The organism is Enterobacter cloacae complex sp. SHL020 (assembly GCF_049236945.1).
Classification (GTDB): Bacteria; Pseudomonadota; Gammaproteobacteria; order Enterobacterales; family Enterobacteriaceae; genus Enterobacter; species Enterobacter dykesii.
This window is the reverse complement of sequence record NZ_JBMKJF010000002.1, coordinates 321,411-344,651: the sequence shown is the minus strand read 5'-3', so window position 1 is coordinate 344,651 and position 23,241 is coordinate 321,411. Positions and strand designations below refer to the sequence as shown.

The 23,241-nt window shown below is 61.6% G+C and carries 20 protein-coding genes; 9 read left to right on the top strand and 11 right to left on the bottom strand.

Annotated features, from left to right (window positions below):
* The first annotated feature begins 43 nt into the window (after positions 1–43).
* The 4 genes from ACOTZB_RS06705 to ACOTZB_RS06690 all read left to right on the top strand — a co-directional run bounded on the left by ACOTZB_RS06705 (position 44) and on the right by ACOTZB_RS06690 (position 2,798).
* Positions 44–1,132: an oxidoreductase gene (locus tag ACOTZB_RS06705; protein ID WP_421626760.1), complete on the top strand. Its 1,089-nt coding sequence runs from the start codon at positions 44–46 to the stop codon at positions 1,130–1,132.
* 57 nt (positions 1,133–1,189) lie between these two features.
* Positions 1,190–1,933 carry an SDR family NAD(P)-dependent oxidoreductase gene (locus ACOTZB_RS06700; RefSeq protein ID WP_421626759.1) on the top strand — a complete coding sequence of 248 codons (744 nt, stop codon included), beginning with the start codon at positions 1,190–1,192 and terminating at the stop codon, positions 1,931–1,933.
* A 183-nt stretch (positions 1,934–2,116) separates the two neighbouring features.
* Positions 2,117–2,413 (top strand): type II toxin-antitoxin system RelE family toxin, encoded by a 297-nt coding sequence (locus ACOTZB_RS06695; RefSeq protein ID WP_047749439.1) that lies wholly within the window; start codon positions 2,117–2,119, stop codon positions 2,411–2,413.
* The gene (locus ACOTZB_RS06690; protein ID WP_421626758.1) at positions 2,394–2,798 is read left to right on the top strand and encodes a helix-turn-helix domain-containing protein; all 405 of its coding nucleotides are present in this window, start codon (positions 2,394–2,396) and stop codon (positions 2,796–2,798) included. The genes ACOTZB_RS06695 and ACOTZB_RS06690 overlap by 20 nt, the downstream gene beginning before the upstream one ends.
* Here the strand turns inward: ACOTZB_RS06690 and ACOTZB_RS06685 are convergent.
* The 7 genes from ACOTZB_RS06685 to entC form a co-directional block, all read right to left on the bottom strand.
* Positions 2,795–2,992 (bottom strand): YbdD/YjiX family protein, encoded by a 198-nt coding sequence (locus ACOTZB_RS06685; RefSeq protein ID WP_006809671.1) that lies wholly within the window; start codon positions 2,990–2,992, stop codon positions 2,795–2,797. The genes ACOTZB_RS06690 and ACOTZB_RS06685 overlap by 4 nt on opposite strands.
* Before the next feature lie 60 nt (positions 2,993–3,052).
* Entirely contained in the window at positions 3,053–5,158 is a 2,106-nt protein-coding gene (cstA, locus tag ACOTZB_RS06680; RefSeq protein WP_421626757.1) for a pyruvate/proton symporter CstA, read from the bottom strand.
* Positions 5,159–5,307: 149 nt separating this feature from the next.
* Positions 5,308–5,721, bottom strand: a complete 414-nt coding sequence (gene entH / locus ACOTZB_RS06675) for a proofreading thioesterase EntH (RefSeq protein WP_421626756.1) — start codon at positions 5,719–5,721, stop codon at positions 5,308–5,310.
* Position 5,722: 1 nt separating this feature from the next.
* Positions 5,723–6,478, bottom strand: coding sequence for a 2,3-dihydro-2,3-dihydroxybenzoate dehydrogenase EntA (gene entA, locus ACOTZB_RS06670; RefSeq protein ID WP_421626755.1), 756 nt, complete (start codon positions 6,476–6,478; stop codon positions 5,723–5,725).
* A complete protein-coding gene (locus ACOTZB_RS06665) occupies positions 6,475–7,329 on the bottom strand; it encodes an isochorismatase family protein (RefSeq protein WP_421626754.1) in 855 nt (284 codons plus the stop codon). The genes entA and ACOTZB_RS06665 overlap by 4 nt, the downstream gene beginning before the upstream one ends.
* Before the next feature lie 10 nt (positions 7,330–7,339).
* Positions 7,340–8,950, bottom strand: coding sequence for a (2,3-dihydroxybenzoyl)adenylate synthase EntE (entE, locus tag ACOTZB_RS06660; protein ID WP_421626753.1), 1,611 nt, complete (start codon positions 8,948–8,950; stop codon positions 7,340–7,342).
* A 9-nt stretch (positions 8,951–8,959) separates the two neighbouring features.
* A complete protein-coding gene (entC, locus tag ACOTZB_RS06655; protein WP_421626752.1) occupies positions 8,960–10,135 on the bottom strand; it encodes an isochorismate synthase EntC in 1,176 nt (391 codons plus the stop codon).
* 188 nt (positions 10,136–10,323) lie between these two features.
* On the opposite strand from entC, the gene fepB reads away from it, so the two are divergent.
* Positions 10,324–11,283 (top strand): Fe2+-enterobactin ABC transporter substrate-binding protein, encoded by a 960-nt coding sequence (fepB, locus tag ACOTZB_RS06650; protein ID WP_421626751.1) that lies wholly within the window; start codon positions 10,324–10,326, stop codon positions 11,281–11,283.
* Between the two features lie 45 nt (positions 11,284–11,328).
* On the opposite strand, the gene entS is transcribed toward fepB, so the two are convergent.
* Positions 11,329–12,576 carry an enterobactin transporter EntS gene (entS, locus tag ACOTZB_RS06645; RefSeq protein ID WP_421626750.1) on the bottom strand — a complete coding sequence of 416 codons (1,248 nt, stop codon included), beginning with the start codon at positions 12,574–12,576 and terminating at the stop codon, positions 11,329–11,331.
* 108 nt (positions 12,577–12,684) lie between these two features.
* On the opposite strand from entS, the gene fepD reads away from it, so the two are divergent.
* From fepD to fepC, 3 genes are read left to right on the top strand one after another with little or no spacing between them, the layout of a single operon-like run.
* Positions 12,685–13,689: a Fe(3+)-siderophore ABC transporter permease gene (gene fepD / locus ACOTZB_RS06640; protein ID WP_248161476.1), complete on the top strand. Its 1,005-nt coding sequence runs from the start codon at positions 12,685–12,687 to the stop codon at positions 13,687–13,689.
* Entirely contained in the window at positions 13,689–14,678 is a 990-nt protein-coding gene (gene fepG, locus ACOTZB_RS06635; RefSeq protein ID WP_421626937.1) for an iron-enterobactin ABC transporter permease, read from the top strand. Before fepD ends, fepG begins: the two co-directional genes overlap by 1 nt.
* Positions 14,675–15,475, top strand: a complete 801-nt coding sequence (gene fepC, locus ACOTZB_RS06630; protein WP_421626749.1) for an iron-enterobactin ABC transporter ATP-binding protein — start codon at positions 14,675–14,677, stop codon at positions 15,473–15,475. Before fepG ends, fepC begins: the two co-directional genes overlap by 4 nt.
* A 91-nt stretch (positions 15,476–15,566) precedes the next feature.
* On the opposite strand, the gene entF is transcribed toward fepC, so the two are convergent.
* The 3 genes from entF to fes are packed head-to-tail and all read right to left on the bottom strand — an operon-like array spanning position 15,567 to position 20,840.
* Entirely contained in the window at positions 15,567–19,424 is a 3,858-nt protein-coding gene (gene entF, locus ACOTZB_RS06625; RefSeq protein ID WP_421626748.1) for an enterobactin non-ribosomal peptide synthetase EntF, read from the bottom strand.
* Entirely contained in the window at positions 19,421–19,633 is a 213-nt protein-coding gene (locus ACOTZB_RS06620; RefSeq protein ID WP_421626747.1) for an MbtH family protein, read from the bottom strand. Before ACOTZB_RS06620 ends, entF begins: the two co-directional genes overlap by 4 nt.
* Positions 19,634–19,643: 10 nt before the next feature.
* Positions 19,644–20,840, bottom strand: coding sequence for an enterochelin esterase (gene fes / locus ACOTZB_RS06615; protein ID WP_421626746.1), 1,197 nt, complete (start codon positions 20,838–20,840; stop codon positions 19,644–19,646).
* Between the two features lie 146 nt (positions 20,841–20,986).
* On the opposite strand from fes, the gene ACOTZB_RS06610 reads away from it, so the two are divergent.
* A complete protein-coding gene (locus ACOTZB_RS06610) occupies positions 20,987–23,227 on the top strand; it encodes a TonB-dependent siderophore receptor (protein WP_421626745.1) in 2,241 nt (746 codons plus the stop codon).
* Positions 23,228–23,241: the final 14 nt, after the last annotated feature.

Here is a 23,241-nt window from a genome sequence, read left to right as displayed (position 1 = left end):
AGACATAACATCGGGTTAGCGCTTCCGCAAAAAGGACACCATCATGAGCAACACCGATATCCGCGTCGTGCCCGGCCCGGCGAACTACTTCTCCCATTCAGGAAGCCTTGCGCATCTGGATGACTTCTTTACCCCGGAGCAGCTTTCCCGCGCGGTATGGATTTACGGCGAGCGCGCTATCGAAGGCGCGCGCCCTTTCCTGCCCGAGAGCTTTAACGCGCCGGGGGCGAAACACCTGCTGTTTAAAGGCCACTGCAGCGAGCGCGACGTCACCCATCTGGTGAATGAATCCGGCAGCGACGCCAGCCTGGTGATTGGCGTCGGCGGCGGCGCGGTGATGGATACCGTCAAGGCCGTGGCGCGCCGCTTAGGGGTGCCGTTTGTGGGTATCCCCACTATTGCCGCTACCTGTGCGGCGTGGACCCCGCTCTCCGTCTGGTACAACGATGCCGGTCAGGCGCTGCATTTTGAGATCTTCGACGACGCCAACTTCCTGGTGCTGGTGGAGCCGCAGATCGTCCTTAACGCCCCGGCGGAGTATCTGCTGGCGGGCATCGGCGATACGCTGGCGAAGTGGTACGAAGCCGTTGTATTGGCACCTGAGCCGGAGAACCTGCCGCTGACGGTGCGGCTGGGCATCAACGGCGCGCTGGCGATCCGCGACGTGCTGCTGGCGCGCAGCGAAGAGGCGCTGGCCGACCAGCAGCGCGGCAAACAGACGCAGGCGTTCCGGGACGTGGTGGATGCGATTATCGCCGGCGGCGGGATGGTCGGTGGTCTGGGCGAACGCTATACCCGCGTGGCGGCGGCGCATGCGGTGCACAACGGCTTAACCGTGCTGCCGCAGACGGAAAAATACCTGCACGGCACCAAGGTGGCCTACGGCATTCTGGTGCAGAGCGCCCTGCTCGGCCAGGACGACGTGCTGGCGCAGCTGGTCGCGGCGTACCAGCGTTTTAACCTGCCGACCACGCTTCGCGAGCTGGAGGTCGACATCAATAACCGCGACGAGCTGGATCGGGTCATCGCCCACACCCTGCGCCCGGTGGAGTCGATTCACTATTTACCTGTTACGTTAACGCCTGACGTTCTGCGCGCCGCGTTTGAGAAAGTAGAATCCTTCAGCCGTTGATCGCGCCGACAGGCTATACCTAATGATGATTCTTACCACTCTCGTAACGAGGTCATCATGCAGATCGATTTAACAGGTAAAAAGGCGCTGGTTACCGGCGCCAGCCGCGGGTTGGGTCGTGCGATTGCCCTGTCGCTGGCGCGCGCCGGTGCGGATGTGATTATTACGTATGAAAAATCTGCCGATAAAGCCCAGGCGGTCTCCGATGAGATTAAGGCGCTGGGACGACACGGCGAAGCCGTGCAGGCCGACAGCGCCAGCGCGCAGGCGATTCAGGATGCCGTCACCCATGCGGCGCGTTCTCTTGGCGGGCTGGACATTCTTGTCAACAACGCCGGGATTGCGCGCGGCGGCCCTCTGGAGTCCATGACGCTGGCGGACATTGACGCGCTGATCAACGTCAACATTCGCGGCGTGGTGATCGCCATTCAGGAAGCGCTGGTGCACATGTCCGACGGCGGGCGCATCATCAATATCGGCAGCTGCCTGGCAAACCGCGTGGCGCAGCCGGGTATCGCCGTCTACTCGATGACCAAATCGGCGCTTAACTCCCTCACCCGCGGGCTGGCCCGTGATTTAGGGCCACGCGGCATAACCGTTAACCTGGTGCACCCCGGCCCCACCAACAGCGATATGAACCCGGAAGACGGGGAACAGGCTGACTCTCAGCGTCAGCTTATTGCGTTGGGTCATTACGGTCAGCCGGAAGACATCGCGGCGGCGGTCACGTTTCTTGCCAGTCCGGCGGCCGGGCAGATCTCCGGTACCGGCCTGGACGTGGACGGCGGTTTGAACGCCTGATCGCAATCTCACTGCAAGCCTCTGTCGCCCGGCAGAGGCGTTTCCGAGCGCCCTCGACGATTCGCGTTTTGCCGCTTTCTCCGGTTATTTCACCGCTCTACAGTACCCCATTAGAAATTCGGAATTTATCTAATAGCCTTATTATTTCCTTATGTTTTGTGCGGGCGTACAGTGGAGGTACGGATGAAGATTGTCTGGTCAAAGAATGCAAAGAAAGAGTTTTTCAAAATCGATGGCCGATATCAGCGAAGAATCAAAGCAAAACTTGCTGAGCTGGACGATCGCTCAGCTCCCCGGCCCGATATCAAAAAAATATCGGCAACAGAAAATCAATTCCGGCTACGCGTTGGCGATTACCGCATTCTGATTACACTTCGGGACGATCCCGATAACCATTGTTATGTTTTGGCCGTCAAGCGCAGAACATCAACGACCTACCTTCACGAGGAGAAAGCCCCCTATGGCTGTTCAGCTAATTAAGGACGATGACGGAAAAGCGCAGTACGTCGTTATTCCCTATGATGAATACTTTCGTATGTGCTTACAAATGGCAGAAATCGACGACGAAACCGATGATGATCTAGAGGATATTGAAGTCGAACACGATTGTTATGATGACGTAGGATTACCTGGTGAAGTGTGCGACGTCATGCATAATGAGAACGTCAGCCTGCAGGCCGCGTGGCGTATCCTGCGCGGGTTATCCCAGCAGGAGGTAGCTAAAAAACTCGGCATCACCCAGTCCGCCGTATCGCAGCTGGAAGCGCTGGACTCCCGTCCGCAAAAGCGCACCCGTGAAAAGCTGGCGGCAATTTATGGCTGCAAGCAGGAACAGATCAGCCTCTATTTACCGAAAGAGGGTTAACAGCACTTCGCTCCGCCCTTGCCGCCGTAGCGGGCGTCCTGGCGGTCGCGGAAAAATTCTTCGTAGGTCATGGGCGTCTGGTCCGGATGGTTGACGCGCATATGCTCGACGTAGTTGTCGTAGTCCGGCACGCCAATCATCATTTTGGCGGCCTGGCCCAGGTACTTACCTGCTTTGGAAAGGGTGTCGAACATAATTTTGGTCTCACTGGGAATGTAGGCCGGGTAAGGCGAAACCGCCACCCGGCACACAGGTTAATGCGCTCCTTTGGCCTGGGTGACAATCTCTTCCAGGTTTTCAGGCATCGGCTCGTACGGCGTCTCTTTCGCCGTTGGCTTATCGTTTTTCAACGCCGCCAGCGCGGTCTTGAGAGAATACAACGCCAGCACCACGACCACCACCATAAAGAAGATGGTCAGCCCGGCATCCAGACGGTTGTTAAACACCAGCTGGGACAGCTGCGACTTGGTGTACTGCGCCGGGATCTTACCGCTGTCGATCATCGCCTGGAACTTGTTGGCGATCGCCAGGAAGCCCACCTTGTTGTCCGGGCTGAAGGCTTTCTGCCAGCCCGCCGTCAGGGTACAGATCAGCAGCCACGCAGTTGGCACCAGTGCCACCCAGGCGTAACGCTGGCGCTTCATCTTGAACAGCACCACCGCGCAGAGCATCAGCGCCATACCCGCCAGCATCTGGTTGGCGATACCAAACAGCGGCCACAGGGTGTTAATTCCGCCCAGCGGATCGACTACCCCCTGGTGCAGGAAGTAGCCCCACGCCAGCACGCACAGCGCCGTCGCCAGCAGGTTAGCCGGGAGCGAATCGGTACGCTTCAGGTTCGGGGAGATCACCCCCAGCAGGTCCTGTAGCATAAAGCGCGCCGCGCGGGTTCCTGCGTCCACCGCCGTCAGGATAAACAGCGCTTCAAACAGGATGGCGAAGTGATACCAGAAGGAGACGTCCATCAGCCCGCCCAGCGCGCCGTGCAGGATGTAGGCCATCCCCACCGCCAGCGTCGGCGCCCCGCCCGCACGGGAGATAATCGACTGCTCGCCCACTTCACTGGCGATGCTCGTCAACGTATCAGGAGTAATCGCAAAGCCCCAGCTGCTCACCACCTGCGCGGCGGACGCCACCACGTCAACGGTGCCAGCAGGTGCCAGTACCGCCATCGGGCTGTTCATCGCGAAGTACACGCCCGGGTCGATAATGCAGGCGGAGACCAGCGCCATGATGGCCACGAAGGACTCCATCAGCATGCCGCCGTAGCCGATCAGGCAGGCCTGATTTTCATTCGCCAGCATCTTCGGCGTGGTCCCGGAGGCGATCAGCGCGTGGAAGCCCGACACCGCGCCGCAGGCGATGGTGATAAACAGGAACGGGAACAGGTTACCGGTCCAGACCGGGCCGGTACCGTCGATGAATTTGGTTAACGCAGGCATAGTCAGGGTCGGACGCATAATCAGAATGCCGATCGCCAGCCCGACGATGGTGCCAATTTTCAGGAACGTAGAGAGATAGTCACGCGGAGCCAGCAGCAGCCATACCGGAAGCACCGCCGCCACAAAGCCGTAGCCCACCAGCATCCAGGTCAGCTGAACGCCGGTAAAGTCGAAGAACGGCGCCCAGGTCGGGCTTTCCGCCACCCAGCCGCCGGAGATAATGGCGAACACCAGGAACACCAGACCAATCACCGACACCTCACCAATGCGGCCGGGGCGCAGGTAGCGAATATAAATCCCCATAAACAGCGCCAGCGGAATGGTGAAGGCAACGGTATAGGTCCCCCACGGGCTGTGGGTCAGCGCTTTCACCACGATCATCGCCAGCACCGCGAGGATGATCACCATGATCATAAAGGTCGCCACCAGCGCAATCACCCCGGCTGTTGCCCCCATCTCCTCTTTCACCAGCTCACCCAGAGAACGCCCGTCGCGGCGGGTGGAGACGAACAGCACCATAAAGTCCTGCACCGCGCCCGCCAGCACCACGCCCGCGAGGATCCAGATCATCCCAGGCAGGTAGCCCATCTGCGCCGCCAGCACCGGCCCCACCAGCGGGCCCGCCCCGGCAATCGCCGCAAAATGGTGACCGAACAGCACTTTTTTGTCGGTCGGCACGTAGTCCAGCCCGTCGTTATGGCGGACGGCAGGCGTCATGCGCGTCGCGTCAACGCCCAGAACGTTCTTCGCGATATAGCGGCCATAAAAACGGTACGCGATCAGATAAATGCAGACGGAGGCGACAACGATCCAGAGCGCATTGATCTGTTCCCCCCGGTTGAGGGCGATATAGCCCAGGGCAAAGGCTCCCACAACGGAGAGCCCTGCCCATATAAGGTATTTCCCTGAGTTGTTCATAGTTGTTGTCCGTTGTTGTGAAACAGTGGGATGTTACATTTTGTTTCTAGAACAACCGGAAAAATTTAACAACTTTGAAACGCAATAATGCGTGGTCAAACCAGAGATTTACACCACAGTGTTAAGCCGATCACTTTGATCTGCCTGGCTTAGCCCAACACCATCGTACTCAACCGACAGGTGCAGCACCGCCGCCCCTGCTCGTCGAATATGACAATCTCCCAGCTCTGGCTCGAACGCCCCAGATGCAGCGGCTGGCATACCCCGCGCACTTTGCCGTGAGAGACCGCACGATGGTGCGTGGCGTTAAGCTCCGTCCCCACCACGTTCTGACCGTCGCGTGTCATCAGAAAACCGGCCATCGACCCCAGGGTTTCCGCCAGCGCCGCCGACGCGCCGCCGTGCAGTAGGCCAAACGGCTGATGGGTGCGCGCATCCACCGGCATCTCCGCTTCCAGCGTGTCGTCGCCGATACGGGTATAGACGATACCGAGATGCGCTACCAGCGTATTCAGGCTGGTCGCGTTCAGCTCCTCGAGCGGTAAATGACGTTTCCAGATCATCTTACGCCCCCAGCGTGGAGCCGCCGTCCACCACGATGTCCTGCAGGGTGATATGGCTGGCGGCATCGGATGCAAGGAACAGCACCGTGCTGGCTATCTCCTGCGGACGAGCGATTTTGCCCAGCGGAATGCCGAGCTTGAACTGCTCGCCGAAGCCGCGAATACGCTGCTGCTCCGCGTCGTCGCTTTTCCACAGGGTGCGCTGCATGTCAGTGTCCGTTGAGCCCGGCGACACCAGGTTACAGCGCACGCCGCTGCCCGCCAGCTCCAGCCCGACGGTCAGGGCCAGGCTTTTCAGCGCCGCCTTCGACGCGCCGTAGGCGCTCATGCCGATGCGCGGCGTGTGCGCCGCGTCGGACGCCACGGTGACTATCGCCCCGCCCTGCTGACGGCGGAACTGGCCCATCGTCTGCTGGAACAGGTTGAACGCGCCGCCGACGTTGACCGCGAAGGTCTGCTGCCAGTCCTCCTGCGAAAGCTGGTCCGTCGCCCCCATGCGCAGAATGCCCGCCGCGTTGATCAGCACGTCCAGCCGTTCAAGCGACGCCAGCACGCGCCCGCACACCTCATGCACCTGCGCGGCATCCGCCACGTCCAGGGTTTCAGTGGCGAACGGATAATCCCCCAGCGGAAACGCCAGATCGAAGCCGGTCACCTGCGCGCCCGCCTCCACAAACGCCAGCGCCGTCGCGTAGCCAATCCCCTTGCCCGCGCCCGTCACCCAGACGGTTTTACCGGTGAAATCCAGACCCATCACTGCACCTCGCGGGACAGCAGCGCCCACCAGGCGTCGATGGTGGGATTTTTGGCCAGCATCACGAAGTCAATATCGCCGTGCACTTTGCGCCAGCGGGCGGCCAGCGCCATCATGCGCACCGAGTCCAGACCGTAGTCGATCAGGTTTTCGTCATCCATCGGCTCGTCGGACTCGTCCAGCAGCGGCAGGATTAGCTCGCGCAGCGCGGCTTTGGTCGCCGGAACGGACGGCAGCAGCTCGTCGGTCATCACCACGCGCCCCGAGCGTCCGGCCACATAGTTCAGCGACATCAGGTGCTCGTCACGGGTGAAATCCGCCAGCGCGTCGGCGATAAAGAACGGCTTGATGTCGCGCATAAAGGCATCGGTGGCAGTGGTCATACAGCCGATGTGGGCGTAAACGCCGGTAATCAGCAGCTGGTTGCGGCCGGTTTCTTTCAGCATCTGCTCCAGCGGCGAGCGGTGAAACGCGCTGTAGCGCCACTTCACCAGCACCGTGTCCGCTTCGTCCGGGGTCAGTTCGCGGACAATGCGCTGCTGCTCCGGCGAGCGGGTCAGGCCCGGCCCCCACATGTCGTTCAGCAGGGCGCGGTCTTCGTCGCTCTGCTCTTTCGGCTGAGCGGTGTAGTAGACGGGAATATTGTGCGCTTTGCAGTAAACGCGCAGTCTGGCGATATTCGCCACCACCTGCTGCATCATCGCGCTGTTTTCGCCCCAGAAGTTCAGGAAATACTCCTGCATATCGTGAATCAACAGTGCGGCACGTTCAGGCTCAAACGCCCAGTTCACTTTACTGGTCGGCAGCTCTGCGGCGGTCGGCAGCGCGTAAGCGGTTAATTTTGGAATGGCCATACTCTGTTCCTCAGCCCCGGGCGCGTTCAGCAAGCCACAGGCGCAACTGTTTCTTATCGACTTTGCCGACCGGCGTCAGCGGGAGCGCATCCACGCTCTCCACGCGGTCCGGCAGCTTGAATTCGGCAACGCCCTGCTCGCGCAGGAAGCGGCGCACCTCGACCGCGCGCAGGGGCTGTTTCACCACCAGATACGCGCAGCTTTTTTCGCCCAGCAGGCTGTCCTCCATGCTCACCAGCGCGGCGTGGATCACCGCCTCATGGCGCAGCAGCAGGTTTTCAATCTCTTCGGCGGCGATCTTCTCCCCGCCGCGGTTGATCTGATCCTTTTCGCGCCCCTGCACGGTGATGTAGCCCTGCTCGTCGATGGCGATCAGATCGCCAGAGCAGTAAAAGCCGTCGGCGTCAAAGGCGCTGGCGTTGTGTTCCGGGCTGTTGAAATAGCCGCGGAAGGTATACGGCCCGCGCGTCATCAGACGCCCGACCTCCCCGCGCGGCAGCGGGTTGCCGTATTCGTCCGCCACCCACACTTCGTCGTCCGGGCACATCGGGCGGCCCTGGGTGTTGATGATGTGTTCCGGCGCGTCGTCGAGCGCGGTGTAGTTCACCAGCCCTTCCGCCATGCCGAACACCTGCTGAAGCTGGCAGCCGATTTCCGCCGGAATGCGCGTCGCGAGCGTGGCGGAGAGGCGTGCGCCCCCCACCTGCAGCAGCTTCAGGGATTTAAGCTGCGCGTTTCCTGCGCCGTCGGCAATCGCCTGTAGCCAGAGGCTCACAGCCGGAGGAACCAGCGAGGTGACGTTAATCTGATGCCGTTCAATCAGCGGGAAGCAGAGCGTGGCGCTCGGATCGTTCGCCAGCACCACGCAGCCGCCCGCGGTGAAGACGCCTAACGATCCCGGCGAGCTCATGGCGTAGTTATGCGCCGCTGGGAGCGCGTTCAGATAACGGGTGTGTGCATTGATTCCGCAGATTTCGTTGCTGCGGCGAATGCTGTAGTCGTAATCGTTATGCGTGCGCGGGATCAGCTTCGGCGTGCCGGTGCTGCCGCCGGAGAGCTGGAAAAATGCCACTTCGTCGGCGGGCGTCGGGTTCGGGATGAAGTTGTCCGCCGGACGCGCAATCGCCGCTTCCAGGGCATGCTCACCCTTATCGCCGCGCAGGAGCACGATGCGCGACGAGCGGTGCGCATCCACAAAGGCATTGAGAAAATCGTCACCCGCAAACAGCGCGTGGTCGCGATCGGCAATCAGCACGGCGGGTTTGATCTGCTCCGCGTAGGCGTTCAGCTCGCTGCGCTGATGGCTAAAGAGCGCGTTCACCGGCGCGACCCCGATTTGCAGCAGCGCGAAGAAGGTGATGTAGAACTCGGCCACGTTGCCGAGCTGTACCAGCGCGGTCTCACCGCGGTGAAGTTCCTGCGCCTGAAGAGCGGACGCCAGGTTATTCACCGCCTGATTAAACGCGCGGTAGGTGATGTGCCGCTCGCCGTCGATGATCGCCACGGCATCGCTGTCCGCGCGATCCGTCAGGATGTGGGTCAGCGGCAGATCCTGCCAGTAGCCTTTTTCGCGGTAGCGGCGGGCGAATTCCTCAGGCCAGCGGGTGAAGGGAATGGTCATGAGCGATCCTTAGTGCAGGCCAAAAACGTTGAGCATGGTGGAGAGCTTCACGCCCGTTTCGCGCCACTCACCCACCGGTGAGGAGGCAGGCACAATGCCCGCACCGGCAAACAGGCGAACGGTATTTTCACGAAGACGCGCGCAGCGGATGGTCACCACCCACTCGCCGTTACCTTCGCTGTCGCACCAGCCGACGATGCCGCCGAACAGCTCGCGGTCGAACGGCTCCAGCTCGGCAATCAGCTCTTTTGCCGCCTCATGTGGGAAGCCGCTCAGCGCCGGGGTCGGGTGCAGCAGACAGGCCAGCGTCAGGGCGTTTTCATTTTCACGCGCCTCGCCTTCAACCGGCGTAGCCAGATGCCACAGGGTCGGCGTGGTGATGAGCTGCGGGGAAGACGGCATGCTCAGGTGGTGGCTGCGCGGAGCCAGAATGGCCTTCATCGCCTGGGTCACCAGGTCATGCTCGTGACGGTCCTTTTCGGAGGCCAGCAGCTTGTTGCCCGCCTCGCGATCCAGTACATCGTCCGGCTGACGACGCGCCGAGCCTGCCAGCGGCAGCGAGCTAAAGTGCGCGCCCTCTTTACGCAGCAGCAGTTCCGGACTTGCCCCCAGCAGCACCCCACCGTCTTCCAGCGGCACGTGAAAGTTGAAGCTTGCCGGGTTCTGGGCAATCAGGCGCTCCATCAGGGCACCACTGTCCATATGTTTGTCGGTCGCGATATCAATCAGGCGCGACAGCACCACCTTGTTCACCTGCGGCGTTGCGGTGAGCGACGCGGCGCGAGCGACCATCTCTTCGAACACGGGCTGCGGCGGGATCTCGGTACGTTTTTCCACCTTCAGCGCCTGCGAGCCGGAAAAATAGCGTGCGGACTGCTGACGAGCCGGACGGGAAAAGGTCTGCCAGCGTTCGGGAATAAACAGTGAAGACGGCTTGCGGGTATCGAACGGAATAGCCCCAACCATCACCGGATGGGCGATGCCGCTGGCTTTTGCATTCCGGAAAGCCTGGGCTAATTTCTGCTGGAAGCGGCCTGCCGGATCGTCGCCGCCGACGGCGGGTTCAGAGAAGCGGGCAAAACAGCCTGAGGTAGTAAAACTGCGGTAAGGCGACATAAAGAAAAAGCTGTCTGATTGCAGCGTGGTCGCGGTGTGCTGAACTTCCTCAGCCAGGGACGTGTCCATATCATCCTCCTCAAAATGATAAAAGAAGCAATAATGATTATCATTTATATTTTCGTCGGCTAACCTAATCCCACATCGCTTCGCTGTCAACCGTCGGACAAATAACTTATGCGACAAAAGCTTGCATCCCTTCGCGGCAACCATGAAAATGAGAAGCATTATCTTCAACAAAAACAGGATGTCGCGCTGTGAGATTCCCTTTCGTATTCCGTAATACCCTGCTTTTACCTGGACTTTTTGTTTTAGGACTTGCCTCAGCCGTTGCCGCCGACTGGCCGCGTCAGGTGACCGACAGCCGCGGCGTTCACACGCTTGAGAGCAAACCGACGCGCATTGTCTCCACCAGCGTGACCTTAACCGGCTCCCTGCTGGCAATTGACGCGCCGGTCGTTGCCAGCGGCGCGACCACGCCGAACAACCGCGTGGCGGATGCGCAGGGCTTTTTGCGTCAGTGGGGCGATATTGCGAAACAGCGCAAGGTTGCGCGACTGTACATTGGCGAACCAAGCGCCGAAGCGGTCGCCGCCCAGATGCCGGACCTGATTTTGATCGGCGCCACCGGCGGGGATTCCGCGCTGGCGCTGTACGATCAGCTCTCCGCCATCGCCCCAACGCTTATCATCAACTACGACGACAAGAGCTGGCAGGAACTGCTGACGCAGCTGGGCACCATTACCGGGCAGGAAAAACAGGCCGCAGAGCGCATTGCCGCGTTTGATAAACAGCTCGCGCAGGTTAAAGAGCAGATGAAGCTGCCGCCGCAGCCGGTAAACGCCATCGTCTACACTGCCGCAGCGCACAGCGCCAACCTGTGGACTGCGGAATCCGCGCAGGGCCAGCTGCTGCACCAGTTGGGCTTTACGCTGGCCGATCTGCCCGCCGGGCTGCACACATCAAAAAGCCAGGGTAAACGCCACGACATCATTCAGCTGGGTGGGGAAAACCTGGCGACGGGGCTGAACGGCGAAGGGCTGTTTGTGTTTGCCGGCGATCAGAAAGACGTGGATGCGATTTACGCCAACCCGCTGCTGGCGCATTTGCCGTCGGTGAAAAACAAACGGGTCTGGGCATTGGGAACCGAGACGTTCCGCCTGGATTATTACAGCGCGATGTTGGTGTTAGACAGATTGAATACGTTATTTAAGTAGGCCTTTTCCTCCCTCTCCCTGTGGGAGAGGGCCGGGTTGAGGGCATCAGGCCGCCCCGTCGTTCAACACACTCTCCTGCCTGAATCGGCGCAATTCTGCCAACGACATGAATAAAATCACGCCAATAATTGCCAGTACAAACCCGCCGCAGCTCGCCGAGGCCACCGGGGTCATTATCGCCCCCAGCCCGCCGAGGATCGCCGCGCCAATCGCATCCCCCGTGACGTTCTGCGCCGTCCACAGGCCGTTGATGCGACCGAGCATCCCTTCCGGCGTCTGGGTCTGGATCAGGGTGTACTGCAAAAGCGAGCTGATGGCGCTCAGCCAGCCGAAAATCACCAGGCACAACACGCCCAGCGCCCACACCGGCATCAGGCTGAAGAAGCCGATGGCGATAAACGAGGCCAGCGTGGCAAGCAGCATAATCAACCCCGGACGCGCGCTCTGCGCCAGGTTGCCGCTGGTCAGCGCCCCGCACGCCGCGCCGAGCGGAATGGCGGCGTACAGTAGACCAATCTCCGAGGCGCTCATCTGCCACGCTCCCGCTAATGCCGGGTAGAGCACGCGCACGGCGCTCGCCATGGTCAGCAGGCCGCCGAGCAGCGCAATCCCGCCAATCAGCGGGTTGCTGAACAGGAAACGAATCGCGACCATCAGCGATTTCAGCGGATGCTCGCGCGGCTGCGGCGGAGGGGGCAGAAGCGGCAGGCGCAGCAGCGTCAGCGTGGTGATAAAGGTTCCCGCCGCCGCAAGCCCATAGTTCCAGGCCACGTTGCCGGTCGCCAGCAGCAGGCCGCCCACCATTGGCGAAATCACCGAGCCCAGACGCACGGTGAGCATGGTGATCGCCCCCGCCTGCATCAGGTTCTCGCGCCCGACCAGCGCGGGCGTTGCCGCCAGCAGCGCCGTCACGCCCAGCGAGGCAAAAAAGCCGTCCCACAGTCCCAGGGCATAAATCGCGATCAGCGACGGCTCCGGCAGCATCGCGTTCAGACACAGCCCGATAAAGCCCACGCCGCAGGTGCCGCGCGCCAACAGAATCAGCTTCTTGCGCTCGTAGCGGTCCGCCAGAACGCCGCCGACCATCAGGCCGATGAACATCGCCCCGCCGGTTAAGGTGACGGATAACCCCACCAGCCAGCTGGAGTGCGTCAGGGTCTGGATCTGGACCGGCACGGCGACGCCAAGCAGCCCGAGGGACAAAATGGAGATAAAGCGAGCGATAAAAACGGCGCGATACGCCGGGTGCGTTTTAAGCAGGCTGAGGTTGAGCAGCCAGGATTTTTGATTCATGACAAAGCCTTGAGTCTATTTCTACCCTTTCCATGGGCGCACATGCTAACATAGCCAAATAAGATAGATAACGATAATCACTATCATTATCAAATCATGGATGTTGCTATGTCGTTTTCCTCTTCTGCGGTGCGCGCCGTTGCCGTGCCCGTTTTACTGCTGCTCCTGAGCCTTGCGGCTGCACTCAGCCTGCTGGTCGGCGCGAAGCCGCTGCCCGCGTCCGTTATCGTTGATGCGCTCTCCGGCACCTGCCAGAGCGCCGACTGCGTCATCGTGCTCGACGCCCGACTGCCCCGCACGCTTGCCGGACTGCTGGCCGGTGGCGCGCTGGGCCTTGCCGGTGCCCTGATGCAAACCCTCACCCGCAATCCGCTGGCGGACCCCGGTATCCTCGGCGTTAACTCCGGCGCCAGCTTTGCCATCGTGCTCGGCGCGGCGCTGTTCGGGTTGACTTCACCCTCTGAACAGCTGGTGATGGCCTTCTGCGGCGCGCTGGCCGCCTCGCTGGTCGTCGCCTTTACCGGCAGCCAGGGCGGCGGGCAGCTGAGCCCGGTACGCCTGACCCTTGCGGGCGTAGCGCTCGCGGCGGTGCTGGAGGGCTTGTCCAACGGCATCGCCCTGCTCAACCCGGACGTTTACGACCAGCTGCGCTTCTGGCAGGCCGGTTCTCTGGATATCCGCACCCTCGACACGCTTAAAGTGGTGGCGATCCCGGTCATTATCGCTGCCGCCGTGGCGCTGTTTTTAAGCCGGTCGCTCAACAGCCTGAGCCTTGGCAGCGACACCGCGACCGCCCTCGGCAACCGCGTGGCGCGCACGCAGCTGATTGGTCTGTTCGCCATCACCGTACTGTGCGGCAGCGCGACCGCCGTGGTCGGCCCAATCGCCTTTATTGGCCTGATGATGCCGCACATGGCGCGCTGGCTGGTGGGAGCAGATCACCGCTGGTCGCTGCCGGTGACGCTGCTGGCGACTCCTGCCCTGCTGCTGTTTGCCGACGTGCTGGGCCGCCTGCTGGTGCCCGGCGAGCTGCGCGTCTCGGTGGTCAGCGCCTTTATCGGCGCGCCGGTGCTGATCTTCCTGGTACGCCGTAAACGCGGAGGTGGCGCATGATGGCCCCGTCCCGGCGTTTAATCACCTGCATCACCCTGCTGGTTATCGCCATCCTGCTGCTGGCAGCGTGGAGCCTGCGCAGCGGCGCGGTAACGCTCGATTTTTCTCAGGTGGTTAACGCCCTGCTCGGCAGCGCGCCGCGCAACATCACCATGGTGGTGACGGAGTGGCGTCTCCCGCGCGTGGCGATGGCGATTCTGGTCGGCGCGGCGCTCGGCGTGAGCGGTGCAATATTCCAGTCGCTGATGCGTAACCCGCTCGGTAGCCCGGACGTGATGGGCCTCAACACCGGGGCCTGGAGCGGCGTGCTGGTGGCGATGGTGCTGTTTGGTCAGCACCTGACGGCCATTACCTTTACGGCGATGGCGGGCGGCATTCTGACGTCATTACTGATCTGGGCGCTGGCCTGGCGCAACGGTATCGACACCTTCCGCCTGATCATCATCGGGATCGGCATCCGCGCCATGCTGATGGCCTTTAACACCTGGCTTTTACTGCAGGCCTCGCTGGAAACCGCGCTCTCCGCCGGGCTGTGGTACGCCGGTTCACTCAACGGCCTGACGTGGGGCAAAACCTGGCCCGCGGCACCGCTGATTGTGCTGATGTTTATCGGCGCTCTGCTGCTGGTGCGCCGTATGCGCCTGCTGGAGATGGGCGACGACAGCGCCTGCGCGCTGGGCGTGGGCGTTGAACGCTCGCGCCTGATGCTGATGCTGGTCGCCGTACTGCTGACCGCCGCCTCCACCGCGATTGCCGGGCCAATCTCGTTTATCGCCCTCGTGGCACCGCACATCGCGCGGCGCCTTAGCGGGACGGCGCGCTGGGGATTAACTCAGGCGGCGCTGTGCGGCGCGCTGCTGCTATTGGCCGCCGATCTCTGCGCCCAGCGGCTGTTTATGCCTTATCAACTGCCGGTGGGCGTGGTGACCGTCAGCCTCGGCGGAATTTACCTCATCGTCTTGCTCGTTCAGGAGTCACGCAAGAAATGACAGACACAACCACCCGCTTGCGCGGCGAAAATTTAACCCTCGGCTACGGCAAAAAAATCATTGCCCGTGACTTATCCGTCGCCATTCCGGACGGGCACTTCACGGCCATTATCGGCCCGAACGGCTGCGGCAAATCGACCCTGCTGCGCACGCTGAGTCGCCTGATGACGCCGGCTGAGGGCAGCGTGTTCCTCGACGGGGAGCAGATCCAGCGCTTCGCCAGCAAAGAGGTGGCCAGACGCATCGGGCTGCTGGCGCAAAACGCCACCACGCCGGGAGACATCACGGTACAAGAGCTGGTCTCGCGCGGGCGCTATCCGCACCAGCCGCTGTTTACCCGCTGGCGTAAAGAGGATGACGAGGCAGTGAACCGCGCGATGCGGGCGACGGGCATTACCGATCTGGCGCAGCAGAGCGTGGACACCCTCTCCGGCGGACAGCGTCAGCGCGCGTGGATCGCGATGGTGCTGGCGCAGGAAACGTCGATCATGCTGCTGGACGAGCCGACAACCTGGCTTGATATCAGCCATCAGATTGATCTGCTGGAGCTGCTGAGCGAGCTGAACCGCACGCAGGGGTATACGCTAGCGGCGGTGCTGCACGATTTAAACCAGGCGTGCCGCTACGCCACGCATTTGATTGCGCTTCGCGACGGTGAGATTGTGGCGCAGGGCGCGCCAAAAGAGATTGTGACGCCGGATCTGATCGAGCGGATCTACGGCATGCGCTGCATAATTATTGACGATCCGGTGGCGGGTACGCCGCTGGTGGTGCCGCTTGGAAAGCGTGCGGTCTGATGCCCTCACCCCGGCCCTCTCCCACAGGGAGAGGGAGCAAAGCATCCCCTCGCCCCGTTGGGGAGAGGGTTAGGGTGAGGGGGTGATGACGTTACCCCAATATATCCTTCAAAACCGGCCCTATCTTCTCAAACGCCTGCGGTGAAATGATGTCCACGTGGGCGCAGTCCTGGCTGTATACCTCAAGCTCCGCCACCCACGGTGCCCAGGCGACCTGCGGATCCATCGTTCGCGTGCGCTCGGCGACAAACAGCGTCGCTTTGCCGTCAAAGCGCGCGCTGCGCGCCGTGGTGAGCAGCCGCACCGCGTCGGCGTAGTTGCCCTCGATAGCGTTAAACAGCTCGCTGGAGCCCTGACCCTGCTGGGCGGCGATAAACGCCTGACGCTCGCGCTCGATCTCCGCCAGCACCGCCGGGTCGAGGCCGTTAGCCTCTTTTTCCGCCCAGTTCTGGGTTTCCGGCGGCCAGGTATCCAGCAGGCCGAGGAACGCCACAGCTTCACCCTGCTCGCGCAGACGGGCGGCAATGCCCTGCGCCAGCGTGCCGCCGAGAGAATAGCCGAACAGATAATACGGCCCCTGCGGCTGCTGCTTACGCAGCGTAGCCAGGTGATGCTCAATCACCCCATCCAGATCCGCACGCTGCTGCATCGGACCGCCCGGACGCGGCGACTGAATGCCGACGATGGACCAGCGCGGGCTGAGGTAACGTGCCAGGACGCTAAACTGCCAGGCAAAGCCGGACGCCGGATGGAAGCAGAACAGCGTCGGGCCATTACCTTCGCGCAGCGGCAGAAGGGTTTCATACCCCAGACGCTGCGCCTGCTCGTCGCTCATTTGCGAGTCCAGCAGCGCGCTGAGCTTGCTCACCGTGGAGGCGACCATAATCTGCCCCGGCGTAACCTTGCGGTTGAACGTGCGGCTAAGCTGCGCCGCCAGGCGCATCGCCAGCAGCGAGTGTCCGCCGAGGGCAAAGAAATCCGCCTCGATGTCGTTGACCTCGCAGCCCAGCAGGGCAGAAAACGCCTGCGCGACGGCGATTTCGGTTTTGCTTTCCGGCACGCGGCCGGAGGATTTACTCGTCAGCACCGGCAGCGGCAGCGCCTTGCGGTCCAGCTTGCCGTTCGCGCTGAGCGGCAGCGCGCTGATTTGCAGCAGCACCACCGGCACCATATGCGGCGGCAGCTGCGCTTTGAGCGATGCCAGCAGCGCGTCGCGATCCAGCGGTAAGCCGGATTCGGAAACTACATACCCCACCAGCTGGCGGGCATCGCCGCCGGTGGCTGCCGCCTGGTTGAAGACGCAGGCGTGCGCCACGGCCTGAGCCACGTCCGGCAGCGACAGCATCGCCCGGTCGATTTCGCCCAGCTCGATGCGCTGGCCGCGAATTTTTAGCTGATCGTCGCTGCGGCCGAGATATTCCACCGCGCCGTTGTCCAGCCAGCGGGCAACGTCGCCGGTGCGGTACATGCGCTCGCCGGGAGCGAACGGGTCAGCAATAAAGCGGCTGGCGGTGAGATCCGGACGGCCAAGATACCCCTGCGCCAGCTGAATGCCGGTGAGATACAGATCCCCTGTCACGCCGAACGGCACCGGACGCATCATGGCGTCAAGAATGCGCAGCCCGGTGTTCCATACCGGGAAGCCGATTGGCACGCTGTTGCCTTCCACCGCCGCCAGCTCGGGGCCAAACGCCGGATACCAGCTCACGTCTACCGCCGCTTCGGTTGGGCCATAGAGGTTGTGCAGCGGCGTACGGGTGAGCTGCTCCCACTCGCGGCACAGTTCGGTCGGCAGCGCTTCGCCGCTGCAGAACACCTGCCTAAGCGTTTTGCAGCACGCGACGTTTTCCGGCGCCAGCGAGGCGACAAACGCCGCCAGCATCGACGGCACGAAGTGGGTAGTGGTCACGCCGTAGCGGGCGAAGAAGCTTTGCATTGCCTGCGGATCGCGGTGCGCGTCCGGCTCGGCCATCACCAGCTTCGCCCCGGCGATAAACGGCCACCAGAACTCCCACACCGACACGTCAAAGCTGCACGGCGTTTTCTGCGCCACCACGTCCGTCGCGTCCAGCGGGTAGTGGTCCTGCATCCACTTGAGGCGGTTAACGATGGCGGTATGCCCGACCATGACGCCCTTCGGACGTCCCGTCGAACCGGAGGTAAAGATGATGTACGCCGTTTGCTCCGGCTTCGCCAGCCGCAGCGGTTTTGCATCCGCAGCCGGTAAAAGGGTGTTGTAACTAAATGCACTAATCGGCAGATCGCTAAAGCGCGGAAGCTGTTCGTCAGTGGTAATGAGCAGGGACGGCTTCGCGTCCTCGAGCATCATCCGCAGGCGGTCGTCCGGGTAGCCGGTATCCAGCGGCAGCCATGCGGCCCCCGCCTCGACGATGCCGTGCAGCGCCAGGGTAAGGAACACCGAGCGCGGCAGGGCCACCGCCACGCTGTCGCCCGGCTTCACGCCGCGCGCGCGCAGCAGGTTTGCCAGCGCGACCACCTGCTCGCGCATCTGGCGGTAGCTGAGCTCAATACGAGCGTCCGCCAGCGCGGGGGCGTCCGGCGTTTTGCTCGCCTGCTCCGCCACCAGATCCGCCAGCGTGGTGGCCGGCAGCGCCAGTCCAGTATCGTTGATGCGCGCCAGCTGCTGATATTCCTGCTCTGAAACGGTTTCCACGTCGCCGCAGCGCAGGTCCGGGTTGGCCGCAAACTGCATCAGCATCGCGTTCAGACGCGACACGTGACGGGAAAGCGTCGCTTCATCGTAACGCTGCTTACTGGCGAGGATCTCAATGCTCAATCCGCCCTGCTCGTCGGGGAACAGCGCCAGCTCCAGATCGTTCACCGGGCCGGTTGCGAGCGTGTGGGTGATGGCCTCCACGCCGTCGATATCCAGTTGATAATCAAATACCTTCACGTTCAGCACCGGGCCAAACAGGGCTTCATCGCCTGCGGCACGCCCGCTGTCGCGGACGATCTGCTCGGCGTCGTAGCGCTGATGGCGGCGCATTTTTTTCAGCTGGTTCGCCAGGCGCAGCGCCAGTTCCGGCAGGCACTCATGAGGGTTGATATTCACCGCCAGCGGCAGGACGTTGAGCACCGGCCCGGTCGCGGTCAGCGCGGCGGAGCCCATGCGGCGCATAAAGATAAACCCGGCGGCGTAGTCCAGCCGTCCGGTCAAACGGCACAGCCACAGCGCCACCAGCGCAAGGGCCAGATCGGTACGCTGCGTCTGCCCTGCCGCGTGCGCAAGCTGGCTAAAGGCGCGGCCGTCGGCGGCGATTTTCAGGCGCAGGATATTGGTTGTGGCGGCGCGTCCTGGCAGCGGCGCGGAAGAGAGCGAGACCGGAGAAGGAAGCTGCCTGCGCTGCTCCGCCCAGAAGGCGCCGTCGCGCTGATACGCCTCGCTGTCGCGATAGCGCTGATACTCCTCCACCACTTCGGCAAATGGCGTAAACGGGGAATCAGGAGTCGGTTCATCCTTTTTCCACGCGGCATAAATTGCGGCGATCTGGCGGGTAATGGCCGGGAAGCTGAAGCCATCCACCACAAGATGATGATAGCGCTGATACCAGTACCAGTGGTTTTCACCGACCTGAATCAGCTGGTGAAACGCCAGCGGCTGACCGCTGTCGACGCGCAGATTCTGGTTAAGATCGGATTCCATCAGCGCCACGGCGGCGGCGTGAGAATCAACGCGAACAACGGACGGTTCCGGCAGAATGAATGTCTCATCCACCCACTGCCACACCTCACCGTTTTCTTCCGCAAAGCGCATGCGCAGGGTATCGGCCTGCATCATGCCCGCGGCAATGGCTTTAGCCAGCAGTGGCGCATCGATATCGCCTTTCAGCTCGGTGTAGTGCGCCACGCTCCAGGCGTTTGGCAGCGTGGACAGCTGTTCCGCCATCCAGATCCCCGGCTGGGCGGCGACGAGAGGAAGACGGTTCATGCGTTCTTCCCCGCAAAATGAGACGGTTCAAGCGTCTGCCAGCGTTCCGCCAGCCACTGCTGGCATGCGTCCTGGGACTGCGCTTCGCACACCACGCGCCACCCCGCCGGCAGTTCGCACTGCTGCGGCCACAGGCTGTACTGCCCCTGGTCGTTTTGCAAAATGGTGAACTGTCCCTGCGGATTATCGAAAGGATTGCTGAATTCCATACAGACTCCGTTATTGAATGAGCGGCTGCCAGAGGGTCATCAGCCCCTGCGTCAGCCCACCGCGCCAGCAAAGCGCGTCGTGTCCGCCGTCAACCTGACGCCAGGTAACCTGCTGCGCGTGTAGTTCGGCGTAAATCGCCTGATTGGCAGTGAAAATCAGCGGCTCGTTGCGTCCGGCCTCGAGGACGATACGCAGCCCGCTCGCGGTTAGTTCACCTGCTCTGAGCTGTTCGATGAGGCGCCCTTCCTGCTGCCCACCGCGGTGAGGCCACCAGTACGAGCCGGACTGGCTCAGCACGCAGCCAAAACGCTGCGGCCAGTTGAGGCCAGCATAAAGTGAAGTGAGTCCGCCAAAGCTCTGGCCCGCCACCACGGTACGGTCGGCGCGGTCGCTGAAGGGGGCGATATTTTTTACAAGAGGGAGAAGTTCTTCCTGTACCGCCAGCCAGAAATCGGGATTGCACGGCAGCTCGCGGTTGCGATGCTCCATGTCGATAACATCGATTAAGACGTAGACCGCAGGCGGTAATTTGCGCTGGGCGGTGAGCGACGCCAGTGCAGGCCAGACGGGCAAACTTTCGGCCCAGAACTGCCCGTCGAGCAGCACCGCCAGCGGACGCTCCCGGTCGTCCCCCCCGGTGGTGAAAATCCAGACGCGACGGCGATTTTCCAGGCGCGCGCTTTCCCACTCAATGCAAATCGGCGGCTGATACGGCGTATCGGGATGATTCCAGCCCGGCTGAACCGGCGCTTCCGGCATCTCCAGCGCGGAGACGGCATGTCCGCGCCCGCCGCGCCAGCTTTGCGGATTCAGCGGGTCGGAAACCGCGTGCGGCAGCAGCTTGCGCCAGCCTTCGCGCAGCGCCATGCGGTCCGGCTGATCGCCTTCAAAGACGGTATCGGTAAAATCGTTTTCGTTCACGGATGGGATAAAACAGTAGCTTCCGCGCCACTCGGGGCTGAACTCACCCTGCCACTGCCAGACGTCGGTATCCGGAATGCGTTCGAGAGACTGCGGGCGGGCATTTTGGTGGTGATCGGTCACGCCGGTGACGTAGAGCCAGACGCGTTTGATCGATGACGTTCTTTGCGTTCCTGCCGGGTCACGCCACCAGAACGTGACGCGATATTTTCCCTTTTCCAGCTTCCATTCAGGCCCATTTTTCGACTGCCACCACGCTTCACTTCCGGTTGTTAACGTCGTCACCCTTATAACCCCATGTTTCACAGTCTTTTTTGTTTCAGCGCAAATTTTATTGATAATATTATTGATAACTATTTGCATTTGCAATAGCGTAATGCCCGCGCTGTGGGAAGCGCGTTCATTAAATAACCATAAAAGCGGGACGTACAATGAATAAGAAGATTCACTCTCTGGCCTTGCTGGTCAATTTAGGGATTTATGGTGTCGCGTTGCCCGCCATGGCAGACGACAACACCGCCTCTGCGCAGCACGAAGACACAATGGTAATCACCGCCGCCGAGCAGAATTTACAGGCGCCGGGCGTATCGACCATCACCGCCGACGAGATCCGCAAAAATCCGCCCGCGCGCGACGTGGCGGAAATCATCCGCACCATGCCGGGCGTTAACCTCACCGGGAACTCCACCAGCGGCCAGCGCGGAAATAACCGTCAGATTGACATTCGCGGCATGGGTCCGGAAAACACGCTGATCCTGATCGACGGCAAGCCGGTGACCAGCCGTAACTCTATCCGTCTGGGCTGGCGCGGCGAGCGCGACACCCGCGGCGATACCGGCTGGGTGCCGCCGGAGATGATCGAGCGCATCGAAGTGATCCGCGGTCCGGCAGCCGCGCGCTACGGCAACGGCGCGGCAGGCGGGGTGGTAAACATCATTACCAAAAAATTCGACGACCAGTGGCACGGCTCCTGGAACACCTACCTGAACGCGCCAGAACATAAGGACGAAGGTTCCACCAAACGCACCAACTTCAGCCTGAGCGGCCCGCTGGGCGGCGATTTCAGCTTCCGCATGTTCGGTAACCTGGATAAAACCCAGGCCGACGCGTGGGATATCAACCAGGGTCATCAGTCCGATCGTACCGGTGCCTACGCCAACACCCTGCCGGCTGGCCGCGAGGGCGTGGAAAACAAAGACATCAACGGCGTGGTGCGCTGGGACTTCGCGCCTATGCAGTCCCTGGAGTTCGAAGCGGGCTACAGCCGCCAGAACAACCTCTACGCGGGCGACACGCAGAACACCAACAACGACAGCGCGCTGGTGAAGAAGAACTACGGTAAAGAGACTAACCGTATCTACCGCCAGAACTTCGCGGTGACCTGGAACGGCGGCTGGGATAACGGCATCACCACCAGCAACTGGGCGCAGTACGAACACACCCGCAACTCCCGCCTGGGCGAAGGGCTGGCGGGTGGTACGGAAGGGTTATTCAACAGCAATAAATTCACCGACACCGACCTGGCCGACGTGATGCTGCACAGCGAGATCAACCTGCCGATTGATTTCCTCGTCAACCAGAACCTGACGCTGGGCACCGAGTGGAACCAGCAGCGCATGAAGGACTCGACTTCGTTCACGCAAACCCTACAGGGCGGCACCATTCCGGGCATGACAAACGACCGCAGCCCGTACACCTCGGCGGAGATTTTCTCCCTGTTCGCCGAAAACAACATGGAGCTGACCGATAGCACCATGCTGACCCCTGCCCTGCGCTTCGATCACCACACCATCGTCGGCAATAACTGGAGCCCGTCCCTGAACCTGTCGCAAGGCCTGGGGGATGACTTCACGCTGAAGATGGGGATCGCCCGCGCCTATAAGGCGCCGAGCCTGTACCAGACCAACCCGAACTACCTGCTCTACAGCAAAGGCCAGGGCTGCTACGCCAGCTCGGACGGCGTGGGCTGCTACATGATGGGCAACGATGACCTGAAAGCCGAAACCAGCATCAACAAAGAGATTGGTCTGGAGTGGAAGCGCGACGGCTGGCTGGCGGGCGTGACATGGTTCCGCAACGACTATCGCGACAAGATTGAAGCGGGCTACGCGCCGATTGGCCATACCTCTTCCGGCAAAGTGCAGACGGATATTTACCAGTGGGAAAACGTTCCGAAAGCGGTTGTCGAAGGGCTGGAAGGCTCCCTGAACGTGCCGGTTAGCGACACGATCAACTGGACCAACAACATCACCTATATGCTGCAGAGCAAGAACAAGGAGACCGGCGACCGTCTGTCGATCATTCCTGAGTACACGCTGAACTCGACCCTGAGCTGGCAGGTGCATCAGGACGTGTCGCTCCAGTCGACCTTTACCTGGTACGGCAAGCAGCAGCCGAAGAAGTACAACTATAAAGGTCAGCCGGTGACCGGGTCTGAGAAAGACGAAGTCAGCCCGTACAGCATCGTTGGCCTGAGTGCGACCTGGGACATGACCAAAAACGTCAGCCTGACCGGCGGCGTGGATAACGTCTTCGACAAGCGTCAGTGGCGCGCGGGTAATGCCCAGACGACCGGAAATGCCACCACCGGTGCGTATATGTACGGTGCGGGAGCGTACACGTATAATGAACCGGGCCGAACCTGGTACATGAGCGTGAATACGCGATTCTGATTCAGGCAGTAACT